Genomic DNA, 15,519 nt, shown 5'->3' with positions numbered 1-15,519 from the left:
TCCGGGGCGCTTTTTCCGGGTGTCCCCGGATTGCATCCGGGCCATGCGGGCAGGTTTCTGGAGCACCTTATGAGCAAACTGCAATGCATTTCTCCCATCGACGGCTCGGTCTACGTCGAGCGTCACCTGGCCTCCAATCCCGAGATCCAGGCCGCGCTGGCCCGGGCCGAGCTGGCGCAGCAGGCCTGGAAACGCACACCGCTGAGTGAGCGCATCGCCATCGGCCGGCGCGCCATCGCCGCCTTCGCCGCGCGCGAGGCGCAGCTGGCCGAGGAACTGTGCTGGATGATGGGCCGACCGATCCGCTACGCCGCCGGCGAGATCCGCGGTTTCGTCGAGCGCGCCACGCATATGGCCGATATCGCCGAGGGCTCGCTGGCCGATATCCGCCTGCCGGACAGGCCCGGCTTCACCCGTTTCATTCGCCGCGAACCGCTGGGCGTGGCGCTGGTCATCGCGCCCTGGAACTACCCCTACCTGACCGCGGTGAATGCGGTGCTGCCGGCGTTGCTGGCGGGCAATGCGGTGCTGCTCAAGCACTCGGCGCAGACTCCGCTGTGCGCCGAGCGCATGGTCGAGGCCTTCGCCGAGGCCGGACTGCCCGAGGGCGTGTTCCAGTACCTGCACCTGAGCCACGGCGACACCGAGGCGCTGATCCAGGCGCCGAGCATCGCCCACGTCGCCTTCACCGGCTCGGTGCCGGGCGGGGCCATGGTCGAGCGGGCGGCGGCCGGGCGCTTTATCAGCGTCGGCCTGGAGCTGGGCGGCAAGGACCCGGCCTACGTGCGCGCCGATGCCGACCTGGCGCATGCGGTGGAGACCGCCATCGACGGCGCCTTCTTCAACTCCGGCCAGTCGTGCTGCGGTATCGAGCGCATCTATGTGCATGAGGCGTTGTTCGATGAGTTTGTCGAACGCGCCGTGGCGCTGGTGCGCCAGTACAAGTTGGGCCGCTCGGACGACCCGCAGACCACCCTCGGTCCGCTGGTGCGCAGCGACGCCGCCGACTTCGTCCGCGGCCAGATCGCCGAGGCGGTGGCCCAGGGCGCCAAGGCGCATATCGACCCGGCCGAGTTCCCCCTGGATGCGCCCGGCACGCCCTACCTGGCGCCGCAGGTGCTGACCAATGTGCACCACGGCATGCGGGTGATGACCGAGGAATCCTTCGGCCCGCTGGTGGGCATCCAGAAGGTGGCCGACGACGAGGAGGCGCTGGCGCTGATGAACGACAGCGAGTTCGGCCTGACCGCGGCGATCTTCAGCCGCGACGTCGACGCGGCCCTGGCCCTGGCCGAGCGGGTGGAGGCCGGCACGGTGTTTCTCAACCGCTGCGACTACCTCGACCCCGGCCTGGCCTGGACCGGGGTGAAGCACTCCGGGCGCGGCTGCACCCTGTCGCGGGTCGGCTACGAGCAACTGACCCGGCCGAAATCCTTCCACTTCAAGACTCAGCTGTGAGGCGCGCCATGGACCTGAATCGATACCGCATGAATTGGAACTACCCGACCTCGATGCGCGTCGGCGTCGGCCGCATCAACGAGCTGGCCGAGGCCTGCCGCCAGCTCGGCATGCGCGCGCCGCTGCTGTGCACCGACCCCGGCCTGGCCGCGCTGCCGATGATCGACGCGGCGCTGCGCCAGTGCCGCGACGCCGGGTTGAACGCCGGGCTGTTCTCGGCGGTCAAGGGCAACCCCACCGGCGCCAATGTGATGGACGGTGTAACGGCATTCAAGGCCGGCGGTCATGACGGGGTGATCGCCTTCGGCGGCGGCTCGGCGCTGGATGCCGGCAAGGCCATCGCCCTGATGGTCGGCCAGGACCGGCCGCTGTGGGATTTCGAGGACGTCGGCGACAACGCCAGCCGGGTCAATGTCGCCGGCATGGCGCCGGTGGTGGCGGTACCGACCACCGCCGGCACCGGTTCGGAAGTCGGCCGCGCCTCGGTGATCACCGACGACGAGGCGCATATCAAGCGCATCATCTTCCACGCGCGCATGCTGCCGGCGCTGGTGATTCTCGACCCCGAACTGAGCGTCGGCCTGCCGGCGAAGATCACCGCCGCCACCGGCATGGACGCGCTGTCGCACAGCCTGGAGGCCTTCTGCTCGCCGCTGTTTCATCCCATGGCCGAGGGCATCGCCCTGGAAGGCATGCGCCTAGTGCAGCAGTACCTGCCGCGGGCGGTCAGTCAGGGCTCTGACGTCGAGGCGCGGCTGCAGATGCTGGTGGCCTCGAGCATGGGCGCCACCGCCTTCCAGCGTGGCCTCGGCGCCATGCATGCGCTGGCGCATCCGCTGGGAGCGCTGTACGACGCCCATCACGGCCTGCTCAATGCGGTGCTGATGCCTTATGTGCTGGTGGCCAATCGCGGTGCCATCGAGGCGCAGATGGAGAAGATGGCGCGCTACCTGGCGCTGCCGGGCAGCGGCTTCGATGCGGTGCTGGACTGGGTGCTGGCGCTGCGCAGCGAGGTGGGCATTCCCCACAGCCTGGGCGAGATCGGCATCGACGATGGGCGTATCGAACAGGTCGGGCGCATGGCCGAGGTCGATCCCTCGGCGGGCACCAACCCCATCGCCTTTAGCGCCGCACAGTACGGCGCGTTGTTCGAGAAAGCGCTGCGCGGAGCCTTGTAGCCCGGATGCAATCCGGGACGGTTGGCCGGGTTGGCCGCGGATTTGATCCGGGCTAGGGCTGCGATTAGCCCCTCTCCCATTTATGGGAGAGGGTTGGGGAGAGGGCAGGTCCTGTGGCTTATTCCCCCGCCTGCGCCGCCTTCAAGGCCTCCAGCGCCGGCGCGGCGTAGATGCCCACCTCCACCGCCAGCTCCATCACCCGCGGCAGGTCGCTGGCGTACACCAGCACCGCCTGCAGCTCGTCGTCCAGCGGTTCGCTGAAATCCACCAGCACGTAGCCGCCGGTTTCCGGCGACAGCGCCGAGAGCTGCACCTGGATGCGATTGAGCGCGGTAAGCGGCTCGGTCTTGGCCAGTTGCTTGGCCTTCAGCACGAACGGCACCTGCGGGCCGAAGGACTCGGTGATCTGCTGGAACAGCTCCTGGTAGCTGTCGGCCTGGAACAGCACGGTATCCGGCAGGCTGCCGACCACCACCCATTCGCCCAGCGGAATGGGGAAGTCGTCGTCGTAGTTGACGTCGGGGTTGGCGGCGAGGAAGGCGGCCGGGTCGGCATAGGCCTGCGCCGCTTCGTCAGCGATGCGGGCGATCTCGTCCTCGGCCAGGCAGCCGGAGCTTATCTTGCCGATCAGTTCTTCCAGCTGGGCTTGCATCGCGGGCGTTCCTGTACAGGTTCAAAGGCGCGCAGGATAACAGGTCGTTGAAAAACGTAGGCGAGGCAGGCAAGACAAGGCGTAACGACCAACAGGAGTAACAGCCGCAGGCTGGCCCGAAGGGCGAGCGCCAGCGAGTCAAACGGCCGAAAAAGCGCAGTTTACGAGTTGTAAATGAGCATTTTGAGGCCGTTTTTAACGCAGTATTGCCAACGTAGGTAGTTTTCAACGTCCTGTTAAGGCAAAGCGCGCCGGGCTAGAAGTAGGCCAGGAGGCGGCCGAGGCTCATCACCAGTAGCCACGCCAGCAGCGACAGCGCCGCCTGCAGTCGACCGAGCAACGGTGCGCGCCCGTCCCAGTCGCTCAGCCGGGCGCTCCACAGATGCCGAAACAACAGGGCGTTGCCGATACCCAGGGCGATCAGCAGCAGCTTGAACTGCAGCAGGCGGTTGCCGAGCAGTGGCCCGGCGTCGGCGGCGAACAGGCAGAAGCCGCTGCCCAGCAACAACAGCAGGCCAGCCACCGCCAGCGGCGTCAGCGCGCGCGACACCGCCGCCAGCGGGAAACCGCGACCGGCACCGAGCAGGCGTGCATCGAGCAGCAGCATGCTGCCGAGCAACAGCACCAGGCCGAGCAGGTGCAGCAGGTTGAGCGCCGGGTAGAGCAGCGTCGAGCTGCGCATCTGCTCGCCCAGGGCCGAGGCCTCCAGCCAGGCGGCCCAGGCGGTCAGCACGTCCATCTAGCGCAGTTCGATGGTGCGGCCGTCGACGATGATGCGCTCGGCGCGGATCTCCGCGGTGCCGTCCTTGCGCGGGTAGCCGACGATGGTCACGGTCTTGCCCACAGTCAGGTCGGCTTCCGGCAGGCCGCGAGCCTGCAGGCGGCTGAGCGGGGCGAGGATCACCAGCCAGCTGCGCCCGTCGTGCTCGATGCTCACGTCGGCGTGCGGGTTGCGGTAGTTGACCTGTTGCAGCGGCACTTCCAGGGTCAGGGTCTGATCGGCGTCGTAGGAGCTCCAGCCGTGGTGGGCCTGGGCGAGGGCGGCGGTCAGCAGCAGGCCGAGCGTGGTGGCGAGGAGCAGCAGTTTCTTCAGCATGGCGGTCACCCGGTGTGGCTGGTTGGACACCGGGTAAACCTAGACCCTGCAGCCCGCGCTGCGGCGGGTGGGCAGCATTTGGAAACAGAATCGGCCTGACCGGGTAGGTTGGCGTTGCGCGCCGCGAAGCCCAACGGCGAGTCGGCGGATGCTCCCGTTGGGCTTCGTCGCGGGCTCCTCAGCCCAACCTACGGTTCGGGCGGCGCGGACAGGCAGCCTTTGGCAACAGAATCGGGCAGATGGAGGCTCTGGGTAGGTTGGCGCTGAGCGCAGCGAAGCCCAACGGCGAGTCGGCGGATGCCCCGTTGGGCTTCGTCGCGGGCTCCTCAGCCCAACCTACGGCCCGGGTCATGGCCCGGGCGGCGCGGACAGGCAGCCTTTGGCAACAGAATCGGGCAGCTGGAGGCTCTGGGTAGGTTGGCGCTGAGCGCAGCGAAGCCCAACGGCGAGTCGGCGGACGACCTCGTTGGGCTTCGTCGCGGGCTCCTCAGTCCGAGCCCAAGGGGACGCAAGGCGCCTTAGCCGTAGCGCTTCTTCGCCTCGATGGCCAGGCCGCTGCCGATGCTGCCGAAGGTGTTGCCCTCCACGCTGCGCGCATTGGGCAGCATCGCCGCCACGCTCTGGCGCAGCGCCGGCACGCCGCTGGAGCCGCCGGTGAAGAACAGCGTATCGACCTGTTCGGCGGCGATGCCGGCATCGGCGAGCAGCTGGCCGAGGCTGGTGCGGATACGTTCCAGCAGCGGCTCAATGGCATCTTCGAACAGCGGCCGGGTCAGTTCGGCGACCAGGCCGGGTTCGACCCGCGACAGGTCGATGGCGCGCGCGTCCTGTTCGCTAAGGGCGATCTTGCTGTCTTCCACCTGCATCGCCAGCCAGTGCCCGGCGCGTTGTTCGATCAGGCCGAACAGGCGGTCGATGCCGGTGGCGTCGACTATGTCGTAGCGCATGTTCTGCAGCGCCAACTGGGTCTTCTGCGCGTACAGCGCGTTGATGCAGTGCCAGGTGGCCAGGTTGAGGTGGTAGCTGGTGGGCATGAAGGCGTCGCTCTTCATCCGGCTGCCGTAGCCGAACAGCGGCATGACCCCGGCCAGCGACAGCTGCTTGTCGAAATCGGTACCGCCGATATGCACGCCGCCGGTGGCGAGGATGTCGTCCTGGCGCTCGGCCAGCTGGTGGCGCTCGGGGGCCAGGCGCACCAGGGAGAAGTCCGAGGTGCCGCCGCCGATGTCGACGATCAGCACCAGCTCCTCGCGGTCCAGGTTCGACTCGTAGTCGAAGGCCGCGGCGATCGGCTCGTACTGGAACGACACCTCCTTGAAGCCGAGCTTGTGCGCCACCGCCACCAGGGTGTTCTGCGCCTCCTGGTCGGCGGCGGCATCGTCGTCGACGAAGAACACCGGGCGACCCAGCACCACCTCGTCGAAGCTACGCCCGGCCAGGGCCTCGGCGCGCTTCTTCAGCTCGCCGATAAAGAAGCCGAGCAGGTCCTTGAACGGCAGCGCGCTGCCCAGCACCGTGGTCTCGCTCTTCAGCAGCTTGGAGCCCAGCAGGCTCTTCAGCGAGCGCATCAGGCGGCCCTCGTAGCCCTCCAGGTACTCGTGCAGGGCCAGGCGGCCGTAGACCGGGCGGCGTTCCTCGGTGTTGAAGAAGATCACCGAGGGCAGGGTGATCTTGCCGTCTTCCAGCGCCAGCAGGCTGTCCTGGCCGGGGCGCAGCCAGCCGACCGTGGAGTTGGAGGTGCCGAAGTCGATGCCGCAGGCGCGGGCGGGGGTGGAGAAGGGCATGGTGCGCACAGCCTGAGAAAAAGGCCGCGCATTCTAGGGCAGCTCGTGCGGGCGTGCAGCACCGGGTATCAGTTTTCCGGGGATTTGCGATTACCGCACCGGGGTTCGATAATCGCCTGGTACCGTCGACCGCCCCGGAGGTTCCATGAGCGATACCCGTCCGCCCCTGTCCAGCCTGGCACCGCCGCCCTATGTGTCGCCGGCCAAGCGCATCGAGGAGTTCGCCGGCGATCCCAATTTCATGACCTCCCTGGCCCGCGGCCTGGCGGTGATCAACGCCTTCCAGGAGCGCAAGCGCCACCTGACCATCGCCCAGATCAGCCACCGCACCGAGATCCCCCGCGCCGCCGTGCGCCGCTGCCTCTACAGCCTGATGAAGCTGGGCTACGTCACCACCGACGGGCGCACCTATTCGCTGCTGCCCAAGGTGCTGACCCTGGGTCACGCCTACCTGTCGTCGACGCCGCTGGCGGTGTCCGCCCAGCCCTACCTCGACCGGTTGAGCGAGCAGCTGCACGAGGCCTGCAACCTGGCCACCCTGGAAGGCGAGCAGGTGCTCTATATCGCCCGCTCGGCCATTCCGCAGCGGCTGATCTCGGTGGACCTGAGCGTCGGCAGCCGCCTGCCGGCCTACTGCACCTCCATGGGCCGCATCCTGCTCGCCGCGCTGGACGACGACCAGCTGCAGGACTACCTGGCCCACGCCGAGCTGCAGCCCAAGACCAGTCGCACCCTGCACACCCCCGAGGCGCTGTGGGAGTGCCTGCAGCGCGTGCGCCACCAGGGCTGGTGCATCGTCGACCAGGAGCTGGAGCAGGGCCTGCGCTCGCTGGCGGTGCCGGTGTACGACTCCGCCGGCCACGTGCTGGCGGCGATGAACGTCAGCACCCACGCCGGTCGCGTGCCGGTCAGCGAGCTGGAAAAGCGCTACCTGCCGCTGATGCTCAGCGCCAGCCGCGAGCTGAGCAGCCAGCTATTTCGCCCTTCTTGAGCGGTTCCTAGGGTGGATGTCGCTTTTTACATCCACCAGAGCGGTGGATCGATGGAGCGTGATCCACCCTACGGGATTCTGCCTGATCCAGACGAAAACGGGCGATTATCGCCCGCCGCGATATTCGCCCAAGGTCCGATTGCCTAAGCTCGGCGAACCGTTAGCCTGAATCGGTCAACCGTTGATCGGTTCGTGACCAGATGCGGGCCATTTGCCTGTATCTATGGCTGGAGCGAGGAGGGTTGCCTTGGCCCGTCAGCACTCGCCGCCCGATAACAATAAGAGCGCCCTGAGTCATGGACTGTCGCCTGCTGAACGAGAAGAGTCGGCTGTTCGCCAATGCCGACCCCTATGCGGTATCCGACTACGTCAACCAGCATGTCGGCTCGCACTGCATCCGCCTGCCCAGCAGTGGCCGTCCGGCCGCCAGCCTCAGCCATCGCAGCTTCGCCAGCCTCGACCTGTGTCGCATCAGCTACGGCGGCAGCGTGCGCGTCACCTCGCCGGCGCTGGAGACCATCTACCACCTGCAGGTGTTGCTGCAGGGGCACTGCCTGTGGCGCGGCCACAGCCAGGAGCACTACTTCACCCCCGGCGAACTGCTGCTGATCAACCCGGACGATCCGGTCGACCTGACCTATTCCGACGACTGCGAGAAGTTCATCGTCAAGCTGCCGGCCCAGTTGATCGAGCGCGCCTGCAGCGACAACCACTGGCAGCGCCCGGCCGACGGCGTGCGCTTCGCCTCGCGCCACCAACTGCAGCAGCTCGAAGGCTTCACCAACCTGCTCGGTCTGGTCTGCGACGAGGCCGAGAGCGAGCAGTCGCTGCCCTCGGTGCAGGAGCACTACACGCGGATCATCGCCAGCAAGCTGCTCGGCCTGCTCGGCAATAACGTCAGCCGTGCGGAGCTGGCCGAGAGCAACCCCTCGTTCGAGCGCCTGGTGCAGTTCATCGACGACAACCTCAAGCAGGACATCAGCCTCGAACAGCTGGCCCAGCTCGCCCATATCAGCCCGCGCTCGCTCTACGGGCTGTTCGACAGGCACCTGGGCACCACGCCCAAGCACTACATCCGCCAGCGCAAGCTGGAGCGGGTGCACGCCTGCCTCAGCGACCCCTCGGCCAAGGTGCGCAATATCACCGAGGTGGCGCTGGACTACGGCTTCCTCCACCTCGGCCGCTTCTCCGAGAGCTACAAGAGCGCCTTCGGCGAGCTGCCCTCCGATACCCTGCGGCGCCGCGAGTCCTGATCCCAAGCGTTTTCGGTGCGCACGGCGCACCCTAGGTGCCGGCGCCCTCGTAAGTGCGTAGGGTGCGCCGTGCGCACCAGGGGTATAGGCCGTAGACCCCGTCATTCGCACCCTGCAGAAAACGGATAAAGGTCCTGCACTAACTGGATATTGTCGGACAATCGAGCGGCATAGCCTTGGAACCGTTGAAACAATAACAACGGAGCCATGGCCATGAACCTGGGACTCGACTACCTCAATAGCCTGCTTGAAGAAGACAAGGACAAGGGCATTTTCCGCTGCAAGCGCGAGATGTTCACCGACCCCCGGTTGTTCGACCTGGAGATGCAGCACATCTTCGAAGGCAACTGGCTGTACCTGGCCCACGAGAGCCAGATCCCTAACGTCAACGACTACTACACCACCCACATGGGGCGCCAGCCGATCTTTATCGCGCGCAACAAGGAGGGTGAGCTCAACGCCTTCATCAACGCCTGCAGCCACCGCGGCGCCATGCTCTGCCGCTTCAAGAGCGGCAACAAGGCCAGCTACACCTGTCCGTTCCACGGCTGGACCTTCAACAACAGCGGCAAGCTGCTCAAGGTCAAGGACCCCAAGGAAGCCGGCTACCCGGACAGCTTCAACTGCGACGGCTCGCACGACCTGAAGAAGGTCGCCCGCTTCGAGTCCTACCGCGGTTTCCTGTTCGGCAGCCTGCGCGAGGACGTGGCGCCGCTCGAGGACTTCCTCGGCGAGTCGAAGAAGATCATCGACATGATCTGCGACCAGTCCAGCGAAGGCCTGGAAGTGCTGCGCGGCTCCAGCACCTACGTCTACGAGGGCAACTGGAAGCTGCAGGCGGAAAACGGCGCCGACGGCTACCACGTCACCGCCGTGCACTGGAACTACGCCGCCACCCAGCAGCAGCGCAAGCTCAAGGAGGCCGGCGACGACATCCGCGCCATGAGCGCCGGCGGCTGGGGCAAGAAGGGCGGCGGTTTCTACTCCTTCGAGAACGGCCACCTGCTGCTCTGGACCCGTTGGGACAACCCCGAGGACCGGCCGCTGTTCGCCGACCGCGAGCGCCTCGCCGCCGAGTTCGGCGAGGCCCGCGCCGACTGGATGATCGGCCACTCGCGCAACCTCTGCCTGTACCCCAACCTGTACCTGATGGACCAGTTCGGCTCGCAGCTGCGCATCGCCCGGCCGCTGTCGGTGGACAAGACCGAGGTGACCATCTACTGCATCGCGCCCAAGGGCGAGAGTGCCGAGGCGCGCGCCCGGCGCATTCGCCAGTACGAGGACTTCTTCAACGTCTCCGGCATGGCCACCCCGGACGACCTGGAAGAGTTCCGCGCCTGCCAGCAGGGCTTCGCCGGCCGCGCCATGCAGTGGAACGACATGTCCCGCGGCGCCAAGCACTGGATCGACGGTGCCGACGACTCGGCCAAGGAAATCGACCTGCAGCCGCTGATGAGTGGCGCGCGTACTGAGGACGAGGGGCTGTTCGTGCTGCAGCACCACTACTGGCAGCAGCAGATGATCGCGGCCGTGCAGAAAGAACAGGACCAACTGATTCACGTGGAGGGTGCGTAAATGAGCCTTTCCTATGACGCCGTGCGCGATTTCCTCTACCGCGAAGCGCGCTACCTCGACGACAAGCAGTGGGACCAGTGGCTGGAGCTGTATGCCCCGGACGCCGAGTTCTGGATGCCGGCCTGGGACGACAACGACCAGCTGGTGGAAAACCCGCAGACCGAGATCTCGCTGATCTGGTACGGCAACCGCAGCGGCCTGGAGGACCGGGTGTTCCGCATCCGCACCGAGCGCTCCAGCGCCACCATCCCGGATACCCGCACCTCGCACAACATCAACAATATCGAGATCGTCGAGCAGGGCGATGGGCTGACCAAGGTGCGCTTTAACTGGCACACCCTGAGCTTCCGCTACAAGACCGTCGACCACTTCTACGGCAGCAGCTTCTACACCCTGGATACCCGCGGCGAGAACCCGTTGATCAAGGCCAAGAAGGTGGTGCTGAAGAACGATTACGTCAGACAGATCATCGACGTCTACCACATCTGAATCCGCTGCAGCGCTGCCGGCGGGGCCATGGGCTCCCGTCGCGGGCTTCTGCACGCCGCCAACCGCATAGCGAGGTGCGCCATGAGCCACAAGATCGCACTGAATTTCGAAGATGGGGTCACCCGTTTTATCGACGCCAACCTGGGTGAGACGGTGGCCGACGCCGCCTATCGCCAGGGCATCAATATCCCGCTGGACTGCCGCGACGGTGCCTGTGGCGCCTGCAAGTGCTTCGCCGAAGCCGGCCAGTACGACCTCGGCGAGGAATACATCGACGACGCCCTAAGCCAGGCCGAGGCCGAGCAGGGCTATGTGCTGACCTGCCAGATGCGCGCCGAGAGCGACTGCGTGATCCGCGTGCCGGCCTCCTCGCAAGTGTGCAAGACCCAGCAGGCCAGCTTCGAGGCGGCCATTAGCGCGGTGCGCAAGCTCTCCGACAGCACCATCGCCCTGTCGGTCAAGGGCGAGGCCCTCAGCCAGCTGGCCTTCCTGCCGGGGCAGTACGTCAACCTGCAGGTGCCGGGCAGCGAGCAGAGCCGCGCCTACTCCTTCAGCAGCCTGCAGAAGGACGGCGAGGTCAGCTTTCTGATCCGCAACGTGCCGGGCGGGCTGATGAGCAGCTTCCTGGCCAACCTGGCCAAGGCCGGCGACAGCATCAGCCTGGCCGGCCCGCTGGGCAGCTTCTACCTGCGCGAGATCAAGCGCCCGCTGCTGCTGCTGGCCGGCGGCACGGGCCTGGCGCCCTTCACCGCGATGCTGGAGAAGATCGCCGCCGAGGGCAGCGAGTACCCGCTGCACCTGATATACGGCGTGACCCACGACCATGACCTGGTCGAGCTGGACAAGCTGGAAGCCTTCGCCGCGCGCATCCCCGGCTTCAGCTTCAGCGCCTGCGTGGCCAGCCCCGAGAGCAGCTACCCGCACAAGGGCTACGTCACCCAGCACATCGAGCCCAGGCACCTCAACGACGGCGAGGTGGACATCTACCTGTGCGGCCCGCCGCCGATGGTCGAGGCGGTCAGCGCCTATATCCGCGAGCAGGGCATAGCACCGGCCAATTTCTACTACGAGAAGTTTGCCGCCAGCGCCTAGGTGCGAGCGGGGCAGTCGTAGCCCGGATGAAATCCGGGGGAAGTCCACGAACCAGCCCCGGATTGCATCCGGGCTACGGGTCGAGTCACCCCTCTCCCATTTATGGGAGAGGGGGCGGGGGAGAGGGCAAGGCAAACGCCACCCTCTCCCCAGCCCTCTCCCGCAAGCGGGAGAGGGAGCAGACCGCGAACACCCCTGGACCCTGTCCGGGCCTTAACCGAGGTGGGTTATGCATAAGCGTTTCCAAGACAAGGTCGCCGTGGTCACCGGCGCCGCCCAGGGCATCGGCCGCCGCGTCGCCGAGCGGCTGCTGGAGGAGGGCGCGCAAGTGGTGGCGGTGGACCGCTCCGAGCTGGTGTTTGAGCTGGCCGAGCATAAAGGCGTGCTATGCCTGACCGCCGACCTGGAGCAGGCCGGCGACTGCCAGGGCGTGATGCAGGCCGCCGTCGAGCGCTTCGGCCGCCTCGACATCCTGATCAACAACGTCGGCGGCACCATCTGGGCCAAGCCCTTCGAGCACTACGCAACGGCGCAGATCGAGGCCGAGGTGCGCCGCTCGCTGTTCCCCACTTTGTGGTGCTGCCACGCCGCATTGGCGCAGATGCTGGCGCAGGGCAGTGGCGCCATCGTCAACGTCTCCTCCATCGCCACCCGCGGGGTCAACCGCGTGCCCTACGGCGCCGCCAAGGGCGGCGTCAATGCACTCACCGCTTGCCTGGCCTTCGAGACCGCCGAGCGCGGCATCCGCGTCAACGCCACCGCCCCCGGCGGCACCGAGGCGCCGCCGCGGCGCATCCCGCGCAATGCCGCCGAGCCGAGCGCCGAGGAGAAGACCTGGTACCAGCAGATAGTCGACCAGACCGTCGAGAGCAGCCTGATGAAGCGCTACGGCAGCATCGACGAGCAGGTCGGCGCGATCCTCTTCCTCGCCTCCGACGAGGCCTCCTACATCACCGGCGTGACCCTGCCGGTGGGCGGAGGCGATCTGGGCTGAGCACGACCCTGTAGGAGCGGCTTTAGCCGCGAATCGCGGCTAAAGCGGAGCGCCGCCCGACCGCTCCTACACAAGCAACCGAACCGTTCACAACAAAAACAAAACCGAGAACCGATGCCATGCGACAGATAGACGTTCACCCCGTTATCGACAACGCGCGTTTTTCCCGCTTCCACTGGATGGTCATGGCGCTCTGCGCGCTGCTGCTGATCTTCGACGGCTACGACCTGTTCATCTTCGGCGTGGTGCTGCCGTCGATCATGCAGGAGTGGAACCTGACCCCGTTGGAAGCCGGCGCCCTGGGCAGCTATGCGCTGTTCGGCATGATGTTCGGCGCCCTCGGCTTCGGCACCCTGGCCGACCGCATCGGGCGCAAGAAGGGCATCGCCATCTGCTTCGTGCTGTTCTCCACGGCGACCATCCTCAATGGCTTCGCCAGCAATCCCACCGAGTTCGGCATCTTCCGCTTTATCGCCGGCTTGGGCTGTGGCGGGCTGATGCCCAACGCCGTGGCACTGATGAACGAGTACGCGCCCAAGCGCCTGCGCAGCACCTTGGTGGCGGTGATGTTCAGCGGTTACTCGCTGGGCGGCATGCTCGCCGCCGGGGTGGGTATCTATATGCTGCCGCGCTTCGGCTGGGAGTCGATGTTCTTCGCCGCCGCCGTGCCGCTGCTGCTGTTGCCGCTGATCCTGTGGAAGCTGCCGGAGTCGGTGGGTTTCCTGGTGCGTCAGGGCCGCCATGAGCAGGCCCGCGCGGTGCTGGCCAAGGTCGAGCCGGGCCTGCAGATCGATGAAACGGCCCAGCTGCAGATAAGCGATGCCAAGGGCCAGGGCGTCGGCGTCTTCGAGCTGTTCCGCGACGGCCGCGCGCTGCGCACCCTGTGCCTGTGGCTGGCGTTCTTCTGCTGCCTGCTGATGGTCTACGCGCTGAGCTCCTGGCTGCCGAAGCTGATGGCCAGCGCCGGCTACAGCCTGGGGTCGAGCCTGTCGTTTTTGCTGGCGCTGAATTTCGGCGGCATGGCCGGGGCCATCCTCGGCGGCTGGCTGGGCGACCGCTTCAACCTGGGCAAGGTGATGGTGGCCTTCTTCGTCGCCGCCGCCGCCTCGATCAGCCTGCTCGGCTTCAACAGCCCGACGCCGGTGCTCTACCTGCTGATCTTCATCGCCGGCGCCACCACCATCGGCACGCAGATCCTGCTGTACGCCGGCGCCGCGCAGTTCTACGGCCTGTCGATCCGCTCCACCGGCCTGGGCTGGGCCTCGGGCATCGGCCGCAACGGCGCCATCGTCGGGCCGCTGCTCGGCGGCGCGCTGATGGCGATCAACCTGCCGCTGCAACTGAACTTCATCGCCTTCGCCGTGCCCGGCGCCATCGCCGCCCTGGCCATGGCGCTGTTCACCCTCAGCGGCCAGCGGCGCCAGGCGGCGTCCACGGCGTTGGCGGCGGCCAAGGCCTGAGCCTTTAACCCTCGATCCCTCTCCCGCAAGGAGAGGGGCGACTGACTGGAAGAGTGAAATGAGCCACGTCCTGATCGAAAGCCTGACGGCGACCATCGTCGACCTGCCGACCATCCGCCCGCACAAGCTGGCCATGCACACCATGCAGAACCAGACGCTGGTGATCATCCGCCTGCGCTGCAGCGACGGCGTCGAAGGCATCGGCGAAGCCACCACCATCGGTGGCCTGGCCTACGGCAACGAGAGCCCGGAGAGCATCAAGCAGAACATCGACAGCCACCTGGCACCGGCGCTGCGCGGTCAGGACGCGGCCAATATCAATGCCTGCATGCAGCGCCTGGACAAGCTGGCCAAGGGCAACACCTTCGCCAAGTCGGGCATCGAAAGCGCGCTGCTCGACGCCCAGGGCAAGCGCCTGGGCCTGGCGGTCAGCGAGCTGCTCGGCGGCCGCGTGCGCGACAGCCTGGAGGTGGCCTGGACCCTGGCCTCAGGCGACACCGCCCGCGATATCGACGAGGCGCAGAAGATGCTCGCCATCCGCCGCCACCGCATTTTCAAGCTGAAGATCGGCGCCGGCGAGCTGCAGCGCGACTTGGGCCACGTCATCGCCATCAAGCAGGCCCTCGGCGACTGCGCCAGCGTGCGGGTCGACGTCAACCAGGGCTGGGACGAGTCCCAGGCCATTCGCGCCTGCCGGGTGCTGGGCGACAACGGCATCGACCTGATCGAGCAGCCCATCGCGCGCATCAATCGCGCCGGCCAGGTGCGCCTCAACCAGCGCAGCCCGGCACCGATCATGGCCGACGAATCCATCGAGAGCGTGGAAGACGCCTTCAGCCTGGCGGCCGACGGCGCCGCCTCGGTGTTCGCCCTGAAGATCGCCAAGAACGGCGGCCCGCGCGCCGTGCTGCGCACCGCGGCCATCGCCGAGGCGGCCGGCATCGCCCTGTACGGCGGCACCATGCTCGAAGGCGCCATCGGCACCCTGGCCTCGGCCCACGCCTTCGTCACCCTCAAGCAACTGACCTGGGGCACCGAGCTGTTCGGCCCGCTGCTGCTGACCGAGGAAATCGTCAGCGAGGCGCCGCTGTACCGCGATTTTGCCCTGCAGGTGCCGCGTACCCCCGGCCTGGGCCTGACCCTGGACGAAGAGCGCCTGGCGTTCTTCGCCCGCAAGTGAAACGGAGGAAATCCCCATGCTGTTCCACGTGAAGATGACCGTAAGGCTGCCGGCCGCCATGGACCCGGCACGCGCCGCGCAGATCAAGGCCGAGGAGAAGGAACTGGCCCAGCGCCTGATGCGCGAGGGCACCTGGCGCCACCTGTGGCGCATCGCCGGGCACTACGCCAACTACAGCGTATTCGACGTGGCCAGCGTCGAGGCGCTGCACGACACCCTGCTGCAACTGCCGCTGTTCCCCTACATGGACATCGAGGTCACGCCGCTGTGCCGGCATCCCTCGTCGATCCATGCCGACGACCGCTGATTTCCCAGAA

At 66.9% G+C, this 15,519-nt stretch carries 15 protein-coding genes; 11 read left to right on the top strand and 4 right to left on the bottom strand.

The features are described from left to right. Nucleotides 1-69 precede the first annotated feature (69 nt). Nucleotides 70-1,458, top strand: coding sequence for an aldehyde dehydrogenase family protein (locus ACIGKL_RS10340; protein ID WP_397486555.1), 1,389 nt, complete (start codon nt 70-72; stop codon nt 1,456-1,458). Nucleotides 1,459-1,466: 8 nt separating this feature from the next. Beyond that, nucleotides 1,467-2,636 carry an iron-containing alcohol dehydrogenase gene (locus ACIGKL_RS10335; RefSeq protein WP_397486554.1) on the top strand — a complete coding sequence of 390 codons (1,170 nt, stop codon included), beginning with the start codon at nt 1,467-1,469 and terminating at the stop codon, nt 2,634-2,636. A gap of 118 nt (nt 2,637-2,754) precedes the next feature. On the opposite strand, the gene ACIGKL_RS10330 is transcribed toward ACIGKL_RS10335, so the two are convergent. The 4 genes from ACIGKL_RS10330 to ACIGKL_RS10315 all read right to left on the bottom strand — a co-directional run bounded on the left by ACIGKL_RS10330 (nt 2,755) and on the right by ACIGKL_RS10315 (nt 6,168). Then, nucleotides 2,755-3,288: a hypothetical protein gene (locus tag ACIGKL_RS10330; protein ID WP_397486553.1), complete on the bottom strand. Its 534-nt coding sequence runs from the start codon at nt 3,286-3,288 to the stop codon at nt 2,755-2,757. 256 nt (nt 3,289-3,544) lie between these two features. Then, entirely contained in the window at nt 3,545-4,027 is a 483-nt protein-coding gene (locus ACIGKL_RS10325) for a hypothetical protein (protein ID WP_397486552.1), read from the bottom strand. Beyond that, entirely contained in the window at nt 4,028-4,384 is a 357-nt protein-coding gene (locus tag ACIGKL_RS10320) for a DUF6152 family protein (RefSeq protein ID WP_397486551.1), read from the bottom strand. 518 nt (nt 4,385-4,902) lie between these two features. Continuing rightward, nucleotides 4,903-6,168, bottom strand: a complete 1,266-nt coding sequence (locus ACIGKL_RS10315; protein WP_397486550.1) for an Hsp70 family protein — start codon at nt 6,166-6,168, stop codon at nt 4,903-4,905. Between the two features lie 145 nt (nt 6,169-6,313). Between ACIGKL_RS10315 and ACIGKL_RS10310 the strand changes: the two genes are divergently transcribed. From ACIGKL_RS10310 to catC, 9 genes are all read left to right on the top strand, one after another. Beyond that, nucleotides 6,314-7,159: an IclR family transcriptional regulator gene (locus ACIGKL_RS10310; RefSeq protein ID WP_397486549.1), complete on the top strand. Its 846-nt coding sequence runs from the start codon at nt 6,314-6,316 to the stop codon at nt 7,157-7,159. A 296-nt stretch (nt 7,160-7,455) separates the two neighbouring features. Then, nucleotides 7,456-8,412, top strand: a complete 957-nt coding sequence (locus tag ACIGKL_RS10305; protein ID WP_397486548.1) for an AraC family transcriptional regulator — start codon at nt 7,456-7,458, stop codon at nt 8,410-8,412. Between the two features lie 213 nt (nt 8,413-8,625). Next, a complete protein-coding gene (gene benA, locus ACIGKL_RS10300; RefSeq protein ID WP_397486547.1) occupies nt 8,626-9,987 on the top strand; it encodes a benzoate 1,2-dioxygenase large subunit in 1,362 nt (453 codons plus the stop codon). Then, nucleotides 9,988-10,476 (top strand): benzoate 1,2-dioxygenase small subunit, encoded by a 489-nt coding sequence (gene benB / locus ACIGKL_RS10295; protein ID WP_397486546.1) that lies wholly within the window; start codon nt 9,988-9,990, stop codon nt 10,474-10,476. Between the two features lie 81 nt (nt 10,477-10,557). Then, nucleotides 10,558-11,568, top strand: coding sequence for a benzoate 1,2-dioxygenase electron transfer component BenC (gene benC, locus ACIGKL_RS10290; protein ID WP_397486545.1), 1,011 nt, complete (start codon nt 10,558-10,560; stop codon nt 11,566-11,568). Between the two features lie 229 nt (nt 11,569-11,797). Continuing rightward, a complete protein-coding gene (locus ACIGKL_RS10285; protein ID WP_397486544.1) occupies nt 11,798-12,562 on the top strand; it encodes a 1,6-dihydroxycyclohexa-2,4-diene-1-carboxylate dehydrogenase in 765 nt (254 codons plus the stop codon). Nucleotides 12,563-12,681: 119 nt separating this feature from the next. Continuing rightward, on the top strand, nt 12,682-14,022 hold the full coding sequence (locus ACIGKL_RS10280) for an MFS transporter (RefSeq protein WP_397486543.1): 1,341 nt from the start codon (nt 12,682-12,684) through the stop codon (nt 14,020-14,022). Between the two features lie 58 nt (nt 14,023-14,080). Continuing rightward, a complete protein-coding gene (locus ACIGKL_RS10275) occupies nt 14,081-15,202 on the top strand; it encodes a muconate cycloisomerase family protein (RefSeq protein WP_397486542.1) in 1,122 nt (373 codons plus the stop codon). Nucleotides 15,203-15,218: 16 nt separating this feature from the next. Further along, complete coding sequence (gene catC / locus ACIGKL_RS10270) at nt 15,219-15,509, top strand: muconolactone Delta-isomerase (protein ID WP_397486541.1); 291 nt, start codon at nt 15,219-15,221, stop codon at nt 15,507-15,509. Nucleotides 15,510-15,519: the final 10 nt, after the last annotated feature.

Origin of the sequence: Pseudomonas sp. NPDC077186 (assembly GCF_044543505.1) — a bacterium.
Lineage (GTDB): Bacteria > Pseudomonadota > Gammaproteobacteria > Pseudomonadales > Pseudomonadaceae > Aquipseudomonas.
Note: the sequence above shows the minus strand (reverse complement) of the source record. Positions and strands in the feature narration are given on the sequence as shown.